We start from the raw sequence: 10,005 nt of genomic DNA on the forward strand, positions 1-10,005 counted from the left end.
CTCGGGGTGATGCTTATTGTGATTACGGGTATTGTGTTTGCTTATGTCCAGGCGACTTATGCGTCAGGGCTGAGTTTGATGTATGTGATTTTAAGACATCGCAAGGACGATGAAAATTTGCTTGCTCGGAAGGATGATCTCGAGGTTTTGAGCGAGGAGGCCAGCGATAACACTGATTCCGAAACGGCATAGGTCAAATTTTCCCGTTGACTTGCTGCGCGAGGTGGCAATCCAGGCGCGGCTGGCCGAAGGTGCCGAGGGTGTGCGTCGCATTCTGCGAACGGTTTTTATGGCTGAGCAGATTCCCATTCGCAATGTCGCCCAGGAGGTGGGTTTGCCCGTTCCGGTGGTTGCCGCTGTGCGGGGTGAATTGGAAAAGAGAGGTATTTTGACGCGAAAGGGTGGGGTTTCGCTCACGGGTAAGGGCCTGAGTGTTGTGCAGTCGGAGTTGGGGCTTTCGTGCCGCAAACGCTTTGCGCGTCCGGGCGCGCCTCCCATACCTGTGGTTTTGAAAGAGGTGTGCGGTCGTTTTGCAGATATTGCTGAGAGGCGACCAGAGGTCGATGTCAAACTGGATCAGTCCCATGCAACGCCCGAAACTGTTTTAAGGCGTGCCGTGTATTTGTACGAACACGATGCTCTCGAAGGGCGCAATCTGCTCGTTCTGGGGGACGACGATCTGACGTCTGTGGCGGTGGGATTGTTGGCGCAGCATTTGGAGATTGTTCTCGGGCAGGTGGTGGTGTTGGAGTGCGATGGGCGGCTCGTTGATTTTCTCGGTGTAATCAGCGAACGCGAAGGGTTGCCTATCACTGTGATTGCACGCGATTTGCGCGAAGATATTCCCTCTGACCTGTGCGGGCAAATGGATGTGTTTTTTACCGATCCACCCTACACGTTGTCCGGTTTGTCGTTATTTGTTTCGCGAGGTGCTCATGCACTGGTGCCCGAGGTGGGTAAGCAGGGGTTTGTGAGTTTTGGCCGTCGTTCACCAGATGAGACAGTACGGGCGATTGGTTCATTGATCGAGATGGGCTTTGCGCCTGTGGAAATCATACCGGATTTTAACGAATATGTCGGTGCCCAGGTATTGGGTGGGGTCAGTCAGATGATTCGTCTTGTTTCTACCGGGAAGCCACAGCCTCTTGTGACTGGCACATATCGCGGGGCGCTGTACACGGCTGATAGCAAAAGGCGGAGATAAGGTGACCGGGCATCCCATTGATCCCACGTATGGCGAGTATTTGCGCGATGTGTTTTTGCGAGCAGACAAACGAGCCTGGTGTTATTTTCCGCCCTTTCTCTGTGCTTTTAGTCTCGCTCCCAATCGGATTGTGTGCGTCGATGAAATTGCGGGGAGTACGTGTTTGTTTGTAAAGCGTCCAGAAGGTGTTGACTTGCTGGTGCCACCTGTTCCCTGTGATGCTGATACGCTGAAGAGGGTTGTCGATAAACTTGCCTCTCATCAGGGTGGTCGTCTGCCGAAAATTTTGTGGTTAGACGCCTGTGATGCCAAATGCGTAGATACCGAGCGGTTTGCGCTGCGCGATAAAGATGCGGAATACGTTTACGATCCATCGCAGATTGCTGCGGCTAAAGGACGGCGTTTTAGAGATGTGCGCAAGCGCGTGCGCCGTTTTGAGCGCGCCCACGCGTTCCGTTTTCGCGCTTTGACTGTGTGGGATGTGCCGGATTGTTTTGCGCTGTTGAAGTATTGGCGGCAGCGCCAGGGGCGGCGGCATCCCTTTTTGCTGGACTGGGGATATACGCGAGCAGCGCTCGATCAGTTTCATTTTTGGTCAGAAGATGTGTTGTGGGGATGGTGTGTGGAGGTTGCGGGGCGGATTGAGGCTTTTGCCCTGAGTGGAAAGATGCAGTCCGATTTGGCGCATTTTTTTGTTGCGAAGACCAATCCCGATTTGCCCGATTTATCGTATTTTTTGCGATGGCGTGTCTATGGCGCGTTGTCTGATTATCGCCGCGTCAATGACGCTGGGGATTTGGGTTTATCGGGTTTGCGGCAGTTCAAGCAGAAATTTCGACCTGTGGATCAGTGGCGGGTTTTTTCAGCAGTACCCCTGTGAGGCATGTTATGAACAGGTTGCTACTCGTTGCAATTTTGGGTCTGTGGATTTGTGGATGCGAGACCACATCGCCCTCTTCTTATGTTTATTACGAGGTGGTGCATTCTCCAGAGCAAGTCTCGGTGGGGGATTCTGTGTTGATAGAGACCAGGGATGGTACGACATTTCAAGGGATTTTGTTGCGGGCAGATGAAGAAGAGATTGTGGTGACCACAGAGACGCAGGGTAAGATCCGGGTACTCTGGCGCGAGGTTCATAAGGTGAAACGCGTTATTAAGGCAAGGGCGCAGGAGTGAGCAGGCGATCCACTTCGTTGGACCAGGTGTTGGCAATACAAAGGCCGTATTCTTTTTCGCCTCCTGTGGCAAGGGGACCTGTGAGGTGGGTATAGCGTCGGGTCGCTTTGAGGTTTTTGGGAATATAGTCGGTGTTCAAAAAGTGCAGGGCAAGGCCCGCGCGTTCTCTATCTGTGGTATTTGCAAGTGTGCGATGTGCAATGCCGAAGTTGAAGAAGACAGTACCCCCGGCTGGCAATTCGATGGGGATGGCTCTTTCTTCGGGCACTGTGCAGTGGATGTGATGGTCGCTATTGGGGTCCCGGTCATGGGCGTAGATTTCGCGGTGGCTGTTGGGTACGATATGTAACGTGCCGTTGGCGATGTTGGCATCGTGAAGGGCAACCCACATGCCAACGCCTTTGGCGGGATCGCTGATTTTGAAATACGCGTTGTCCTGGTGCCAGTCCGTGCCAATGCCCTGTTTGCCGGGTTTGAGAAAGATCTGGTCGAGGTAGAATACAAAGGGTGAGCCGATGAGTTGCTCGACAAGGGCGAGGACTTTGGGGTGAAAGTGCAGGGCGCGGTAAAACGGGCTTTTGGGCGTGATGGGACAAATTTGCAGGTTGATTTGCGTTTGTGAATGGGTTTGCCCGTCTCCGTCGGTGGCGACATTGCGGAGGAGGCCGTCGCGTTTGAAGCGGTCGAGTTCAGCGCGCATGGCGCGTATTTCGCGACGGGTGAACATGTCGGGGACTATGGCGTAACCCCGGGTGTGAAAGAGGTTGAGTTGTTCTTGTGTTGGGGACATTTTTTTCTCTCAAAATGTGAGTTCACCGGCAAAGTGACAACTCGCCCGATGCCCCGGTTCGATTTCTATGAGCCGGGGTTCTTCTGTTTTGCATTTGTCCTGTGCGTATGGACAGCGCACGTGAAATTTGCATCCGGGTGGGGCGTCGGCGGGGTCTGGAACATCGCCTTCGAGGGGGATGCGCTCGCGCCGATCGTCGGGGTCGGCGACGGGAACGGCGGATAGGAGGGCCGCAGTGTAGGGGTGGAGGGGATTTTGATAGAGGCGTTCGGATGTGGTGATTTCAATGATTTGACCGAGGTACATTACGGCAACGCGATCGGAGATGTGTTCGACGACGCTGAGGTCGTGGGCGATGAACAGGTAGGTGAGATCGAAGGTTTCCTGGAGGTCTTCGAGGAGGTTGATGACCTGAGCCTGTACGGATACGTCGAGAGCGGAGACGGGTTCGTCTGCGATGACGAGTTTGGGGTTGAGCGCGAGGGCGCGGGCAATGCCGATGCGCTGGCGCTGTCCCCCTGAAAAGGCATGGGGATATCGCCGCAGGTGATCGGGGCGCAAGCCCACGCGGATGAGCAGTTGTTCGACGCGGTTTTCGAGTTCAGATCCCGATGCGATCTGGTTGATGATGAGGGGTTCGGCCACGATGTCGAAGACGGTCATGCGCGGGTTGAGCGACGAGAAGGGGTCCTGGAAGATGTATTGCAGTTCTCTCCGCAGGTCACGCATGTGTTCTTTGCCCAGGTTGCGCAGGTCGAGTTGCTGGCCGTTGTGATGGAAGATGATTTCGCCGTCGGTGGGTTCTATCAGGCGAATGATGGATCGCCCGGTTGTGGTCTTCCCGCAGCCCGATTCTCCGACCAGACCGAGGGTTTCGCCCCGGTGCAGGGTGAGGTCTAAGCCATCTACTGCTTTGACATAGCCGACGACTTTTCGCCATAAGCCTTTTTTGATGGGAAAGTGGGTTTTGAGGCCGGTAACTTCCAGAAGGGGCTGATTGTTTTTTTCTGACATGATGTCCGGTTCCATTTGCGAGGCGGTCAGTTTTCCAGCCAGCAACTGACGCGGTGGCCCGATTCGATTTCGAGGAGTTGGGGTTCTTCTCGGCATTTATCCATTGCATGCGGACACCGCGGGGCAAAGGCGCAGCCCTGTGGGATTTCAAAGGGATCGGGGATTGTGCCTTCGATGGGTACCAGGCGGCGTTTTTGCCCTACTTGTGGAATAGAGTTCAGAAGGCCCCTCGTGTAGGGATGGCGCGGATTTTTGAAGACGGTGCGCGTGTCGGAGTATTCGACGATTTTGCCCAGGTACATCACTGCGACGTAATCGGCCATGCTGGCGACGACGCCGAGGTCGTGGGTGATGAGCATGATCGCCATGCCGATGTCGGATTGGAGATGGCGCATCAGGTCCAGGATTTGAGCCTGGACCGTGACATCGAGGGCTGTCGTGGGTTCGTCGGCGATGAGCAAGCTGGGGTTGCACGAGAGGGCCATTGCGATCATGGCGCGCTGTCGCATGCCGCCTGAGAGTTCGTGGGGATACGCATCGACCTGACGGTCGGGACGGGGCAGGCGCACTTTGTTGAGGGCATCGATGGCGCGTTCACGAGCTTCTTTTTTGTCTGCGTTCTGATGCAGCAGGATCGCCTCGGCAATTTGGTTGCCCACGGTGTGTACGGGGCTGAGAGAGGTCATAGGCTCCTGAAAGATCATGGCGATGTCATTCCCGCGAATGTCGCGCATCTGCGCGCCTTTGGGGTTGAGTTGTGTCAGGTCAATGGGATCGCTTTCGGGAGCTTTGTGAAAGAGGATCTGCCCGTGTTCGATTTTGCCAGGGGGACTCGGGATGAGGCGCATGGTTGAAAAGGCGGTGATGCTTTTTCCACAGCCCGATTCGCCGACTACGCCGAGGGTTTTTTCGGGCGCGATGGATAGGGATACGCCATCGACCGCGCGCACGATGCCATCGTCGGTGTGGAAATAGGTTTTGAGGTCGCGTATGTCTAAGAGCGGTTGGGTCATATTTTATCTGCTCGAATACGGGTCGGCTGCATCGCGCAGGCCATCGCCGAGGAAGTTGAAGGCGAGGACGGCGATGATGATGCAGACACCCGGGATGAGAAGCCAGGGATAGAGGCTGAGCGAGTGAATGTTCATGGCGTCGGATAAGAGCAATCCCCAGGATGTCATGGGGGGTTTGATGCCCAGGCCGAGAAAACTCAATGTGCTCTCGCCGAGGATGAATCCGGGAATGGCGAGGGTTGCAATGACGATGATGTGGCTGAACATGGACGGGAGCAGGTGTCGAAAAATGATGCGCCGATCTTTGGCGCCGGCCACGCGGGCGGCCAGTACAAAGTCGGATTCGCGGATGGACAGGGTTTTGCCGCGTATTTCACGGGCGAGCCCGCCCCATCCCACGAGCGCGAGTACGGTGACAATGCCCATAAAGACCAGATGCGAGGGCCATTCGGGCGGCAGTATTGCGCTGAGGGCCATGAGGATGGGGATAGATGGAAACGCAAAGATGAGTTCGATGATGCGCTGGATGATGTTGTCGATATTGCCGCCGTAATAGCCGGAGATCACACCGAGTGTAGAGCCGAGGGTGAGGCTGATGAATACGGCGAGGAGGCCAATGGTGAGGGAGATGCGGCCCCCTGCGATGATGCGCGAGAGCATGTCGCGTCCGAAACGGTCGGTGCCGAGGAGGAACATCGGGTTGCCTTTGCCGGTGCCAAACAGGTGGATGTCGGTGGTAAAGAGGCCGTAGAATGTGTATTGGGCACCTCGCACAAAGGGGTACACGGGGTAGCGCACAGAGGCGTCTTCGGTATAGGTTTTGATACCGGTTTGCAGGTCAAAAGATTTTTTGATGCCATAGACAAAGGGCCAGTGGATGCCGTCTTGAGAGAATATGTGGATGCGCTGGGCGGGCAGGTGTACGTAGTTGTAATAGCGGTGCGCCGGGTCGTGTGGCGCTAAGAATTCGCCCAGAAAGACGCAGATGTAGAGAAAGATGACCACGCATCCGCCGATGACGCCAGCGCGGTGTTTTTTGAAACGCCGCCAGATGAGCTGGCGCTGTGAATAGGTGGCGGTGGTTGTGTTTTCTTCGACGAGGGTTTCTTCGCGCTCGTCTGGAGGTGTTTCGACGATACTACTCATAGCGAATCCTCGGGTCGAGCCATGCCAGGAGAATATCGGCTAATAAATTGCCGATGAGCAAGAAAGTGGCGGCCAGGAGCAGGAATGCACCTGCCAGATACATGTCTTGAGATGTGAGTGCTGTGAGAAAAATGGGGCCGGCGGTTGGCAGGCCGAGTACGATGCCGGTGACAACGGCGCCAGAGAGCAGGTTGGGCAGTTCGAGGCCCAGGCGGCTGACGAGGGGGTTGATGGCGATGCGCACGCCGTATTTGACGATGACTCTGCCCTCTTTGAGGCCCTTGGCGCGACCGGTTTGAATGTGTTGTTGGCCGAGTATGTCGAGCAGGTTGCCGCGCATGATGCGGATGATGCCCGCTGTGCTGCCCGTGCCGATGACGATTATGGGTACCCATATATGTTTGAGGAGATCGACGAATTTTGCCCATGTCCAGGCAGCGCCGATGTATTCGGGAGAGAGGAGTCCGCCCACGGATTCGGCTTCAAAGACGGCGACCTGTATGAACATGATGACCAGAGCCAGCAAGAAGTTCGGGGTGGCCAGGCCGATGAATCCGAGAAAGGTAAAGCCGTAATCGCCTATCGAATACTGCCGGGTGGCAGAGTAGATGCCAATGGGTATGGCGACGATCCAGGTGAAGATCAATGTGGAGAGTGTGAGTGTGAGTGTGAGTCCCAGTCGTTCGGCCAGGAGTTCCATCACGTCCATTTCGTAAGTGAAGGATTGCCCGAAGTCGCCTTTGCTGACGATTTTCCAGATCCAGTGGATGTATTGCACATAGATCGGGTCGTTGAGGCCATAGCGTTCGCGCAGGGCGTCTATTTGCGCCATTGCGCTTTCGGATCCGAGTTCGCCCTGTTCGGCCAATTCGGCGAGGCGAGAGGTGAGCATATCGCCCGGCGGCGCTTGTATGACCACAAAGCTGACCATTGAAATCAGGATCAGCGTGGGGATCATGTGCAATAGACGGCGGATGATGTAGTTGGTCATAGGCTATTGTTTTATAAATATCTGTTCGTGAAACACGGGGCGACCCCAGCCGCGGTGTACGTCGGCGGCGCTGCCCTGCATGGGGACATTGCCCAGTCGCGTGCTGGCGCCCCATATAGAGTAGGCGGAGCCGACGACGATGACGGGTACGTTGTCGGTGTGGAGGTCGCGCACTTTTATCATGTGTTCATGAACGGCTATGGGATCTACGGTTGTCAATACTTTTTTGATGCGCATTGTGGCTTCGTGCAACCACGCGGGACCTTCTTTGGAGGCGTTGCGGTGCCAAAAGGGGACAGTGGGTGCCATGATTGCCCAGTCGTTGAGGCGGCCTAAGGGATCTGCGGGTCCTTCGAGGCCCCAGTGGTGAATGTCAAATTCGCCGTTGAGGCGGCGGGGCCATACAATGTCGCGCAGGGAAATGTTCAGGTTGGCTTTGATGCCTATGTCGCGCCAGTGTTCGGAGACGAGTTCGGAGACATCGACGCCAACGCCGGGGACGACGTCGATGTTGAGTTCAAAACGCGATCCGTCTTTAAGTTCCCGCCAACCATCGTCGTCTGTGTCGCGGTATCCGGCTTTGTCGAGGAGGTCGCGGGATTTGTCGGGGTCGAATTTGGCGTATTTTCGATAGGCGGCTTCTGAATAGTGCGGATTAGAGGGCGCGAAGGAGTAGCCCGCGGGGTCGAGGAGGCCGTGATAGACGATCTGGTTGATTTCTTCGCGGTTGATCGCGTATGACAGGGCTGTGCGTACGTCGCGGTTGCGAAAGGCTTCTCGCAGGGCGGGTTTTGGGGTGTCCCAGTTGAGGTAGTATGCGGGGCCGCGGTCTGGACCGGTGATCCGCAGTTTGAATTTGCCCTTTTTTTCTTCGGTGCGCAGGGTGGGAAACATGTTGATGCGAGAGTAGCGCCCAAACAGGTCGAGTTCGCCGTTGACAAATTTGAGCAGGATAACCTGGGGGTCCTGGATGACGGTAAATTCGATGCGGTCTGCATAGGGCAGTTGGTTGCCCGCTGTATCGACTTTCCAATAGTAGGGGTTGCGCGCATAGACGATGCGTTGCCCGCGAATCCATTCGACGGGGACCCAGGCGGATAGGCGCGGCATGCCGGGTTTCATGATGACCATGGCATTGGTGGCTTGTTCTCGAAATTCTTCATAGGTCGCTTCGGGGCTATAACGGGGATGCAGGTGTGATAGGTGGTGTTTGGGCTGTGCTATGACGTCTAAACACAGGGCGTGTAATACGCGACCGAGGGGTTTGGACGACGAGACTTTAAGGGTGTGGTCGTCGATTTTTTTCAGGTCAATGGGTTTGCCATCGACGACCCACACAGAAGGGGGTACGGGCTGGTTGTGGGGGCGGGCATTGTCGTCAAAGGTCATGTCGTAGTACCAGAACAGTATGTCGTCAACTGTAAATGGTACGCCGTCAGACCATTTGATGCCTTTGCGGATTTTGAAGATTGCGGTTCGGCCTTCGTCGTGAAATTCAAAACTTTCCGCGAGGTTGTGTACGATGCTGTCGGGCATGGGACGCGTAAATCCCATGAGGTTTTCGCTCAGTGTTTTATTGACGCCCGCGGTTTGGATGATGTCGCCTGTGAGTGCGCGCCGCAAGACGCCACCGTATTGTCCGATGGTGTCCATGGGGACGACGATGAGTGGATTTTCGGGCAGGCGTTCAGATAGGGGAGGAAGTTCTCCTTTTTTGACTTTTTCAGCGAGGATGGGGGCTTCATTAAAGGTGCGGTTGATCAGGATTTCCGGGTCGATTTGTCTGGGTGCGCGCGTTTCGCGAATCGCCGCGTTGGATTGTGCGGCTTCGCCGGTTTTTGCACGGTGCCCTGGGTCGGGTGCGAGACAGCCACAGAAGAGTAAGGGGATGAGGAAGTAGGTTCGTTTCATAGGGGCTCTAACTTAAATAAACTGCTCCTTTCATGCGAGGATTTTCTATAACCTTGACGGATTGGCTGTTGTGCGAGTATATTGTTTTTATGATTTCTGATGAGATGAGAAGACGCATCGCCGCGCTCAATCGCCGCGATTTGAAACACGCAGATGAGGTTTCTGAAGCCGAGGGGCAAGTAGAGCCTGAAGAGAGGCGTGCGCCCGATTCCGATGCGTTGCGCGTGATGGCTACTGCGTCCGATGCGCGATTGCATCTCGCGCTGGACGATGTGGCACAGGGCGAGGAGATTCATACGCGTGCAGGCACATTTTTGCTGATTGATCAGGCTGTTCAAGAGGTTCTGCACGGTGGTGGGCGCGAGTTTGGCGCGCGATACGAACGCGCGATTTGCGCGTTACATGAGGGCAATGTGCCGCACGATCCGTATGATACATTTCATTCTTTGATTGATGCACGCGCCGAAGATGTGATTTATGTCGATATTGAGACGACGGGGTTGACGGCTGGTACGCCGCTGTTTTTGATTGGGGTGTTGGGGCATTTTGATGGCGATTTGCGCGTTGTGCAGTTGCTGGCGCGGGATTATACGGAAGAGGCTGCGTTGTTGTCGCATTTTGTGACTTTGCTGGATGCGTCAACGGTGGTTGTGAGCTTTAATGGCAAGTCGTATGACTTGCCCTATATTCGCGACCGGTGTTTGTTTATGGGCGTGCCGTTCCGGCTGCGACAAGCACATATCGATATGTTGCATGTGGG

Annotated in this window: 11 protein-coding genes; 5 read left to right on the forward strand and 6 right to left on the reverse strand. The window is 55.4% G+C overall.

Features of this window, described 5'->3' with window-relative positions:
* The 4 genes from OXH16_05910 to OXH16_05925 all read left to right on the forward strand — a co-directional run.
* A partial coding sequence (locus tag OXH16_05910) for a hypothetical protein (protein ID MCY3680911.1) occupies positions 1 to 192 on the forward strand: 192 nt, incomplete at its 5' end.
* Positions 193 to 223: 31 nt separating this feature from the next.
* Entirely contained in the window at positions 224 to 1,204 is a 981-nt protein-coding gene (locus OXH16_05915) for a bis-aminopropyl spermidine synthase family protein (protein ID MCY3680912.1), read from the forward strand.
* 1 nt (position 1,205) lies between these two features.
* Positions 1,206 to 2,084 carry a phosphatidylglycerol lysyltransferase domain-containing protein gene (locus OXH16_05920; protein ID MCY3680913.1) on the forward strand — a complete coding sequence of 293 codons (879 nt, stop codon included), beginning with the start codon at positions 1,206 to 1,208 and terminating at the stop codon, positions 2,082 to 2,084.
* Between the two features lie 8 nt (positions 2,085 to 2,092).
* Positions 2,093 to 2,380 carry a hypothetical protein gene (locus OXH16_05925; protein MCY3680914.1) on the forward strand — a complete coding sequence of 96 codons (288 nt, stop codon included), beginning with the start codon at positions 2,093 to 2,095 and terminating at the stop codon, positions 2,378 to 2,380.
* Here the strand turns inward: OXH16_05925 and OXH16_05930 are convergent.
* From OXH16_05930 to OXH16_05955, 6 genes are read right to left on the reverse strand one after another with little or no spacing between them, the layout of a single operon-like run.
* A complete protein-coding gene (locus tag OXH16_05930; protein ID MCY3680915.1) occupies positions 2,358 to 3,170 on the reverse strand; it encodes a phytanoyl-CoA dioxygenase family protein in 813 nt (270 codons plus the stop codon). The two genes, OXH16_05925 and OXH16_05930, sit on opposite strands and share 23 nt — an antisense overlap.
* Positions 3,171 to 3,179: 9 nt before the next feature.
* Entirely contained in the window at positions 3,180 to 4,184 is a 1,005-nt protein-coding gene (locus OXH16_05935) for a dipeptide ABC transporter ATP-binding protein (GenBank protein ID MCY3680916.1), read from the reverse strand.
* A gap of 26 nt (positions 4,185 to 4,210) precedes the next feature.
* Positions 4,211 to 5,197, reverse strand: coding sequence for an ABC transporter ATP-binding protein (locus OXH16_05940; protein ID MCY3680917.1), 987 nt, complete (start codon positions 5,195 to 5,197; stop codon positions 4,211 to 4,213).
* A 3-nt stretch (positions 5,198 to 5,200) separates the two neighbouring features.
* Complete coding sequence (locus tag OXH16_05945; protein MCY3680918.1) at positions 5,201 to 6,343, reverse strand: ABC transporter permease; 1,143 nt, start codon at positions 6,341 to 6,343, stop codon at positions 5,201 to 5,203.
* Complete coding sequence (locus tag OXH16_05950) at positions 6,336 to 7,334, reverse strand: ABC transporter permease (protein ID MCY3680919.1); 999 nt, start codon at positions 7,332 to 7,334, stop codon at positions 6,336 to 6,338. Before OXH16_05950 ends, OXH16_05945 begins: the two co-directional genes overlap by 8 nt.
* Positions 7,335 to 7,337: 3 nt before the next feature.
* Positions 7,338 to 9,245, reverse strand: coding sequence for an ABC transporter substrate-binding protein (locus OXH16_05955; GenBank protein ID MCY3680920.1), 1,908 nt, complete (start codon positions 9,243 to 9,245; stop codon positions 7,338 to 7,340).
* 89 nt (positions 9,246 to 9,334) lie between these two features.
* Here OXH16_05955 and OXH16_05960 point away from each other — a divergent pair.
* The coding region (locus tag OXH16_05960) for a ribonuclease H-like domain-containing protein (GenBank protein ID MCY3680921.1) at positions 9,335 to 10,005 on the forward strand (671 nt) is incomplete at its 3' end.

Source organism: Gemmatimonadota bacterium (genome assembly GCA_026705765.1).
Taxonomy (GTDB): Bacteria; Latescibacterota; UBA2968; order UBA2968; family UBA2968; genus VXRD01.

What these genes read in the sequence shown, in the direction of transcription:
- OXH16_05925 (MCY3680914.1), top strand. Translation starts at nt 2,093, where the DNA reads ATGAACAGGTTGCTACTCGTTGCAATTTTGGGTCTGTGGATTTGTGGA.
- OXH16_05930 (MCY3680915.1), bottom strand. Translation starts at nt 3,170, where the DNA reads ATGTCCCCAACACAAGAACAACTCAACCTCTTTCACACCCGGGGTTAC.
- OXH16_05935 (MCY3680916.1), bottom strand. Translation starts at nt 4,184, where the DNA reads ATGTCAGAAAAAAACAATCAGCCCCTTCTGGAAGTTACCGGCCTCAAA.
- OXH16_05940 (MCY3680917.1), bottom strand. Translation starts at nt 5,197, where the DNA reads ATGACCCAACCGCTCTTAGACATACGCGACCTCAAAACCTATTTCCAC.
- OXH16_05945 (MCY3680918.1), bottom strand. Translation starts at nt 6,343, where the DNA reads ATGAGTAGTATCGTCGAAACACCTCCAGACGAGCGCGAAGAAACCCTC.
- OXH16_05950 (MCY3680919.1), bottom strand. Translation starts at nt 7,334, where the DNA reads ATGACCAACTACATCATCCGCCGTCTATTGCACATGATCCCCACGCTG.
- OXH16_05955 (MCY3680920.1), bottom strand. Translation starts at nt 9,245, where the DNA reads ATGAAACGAACCTACTTCCTCATCCCCTTACTCTTCTGTGGCTGTCTC.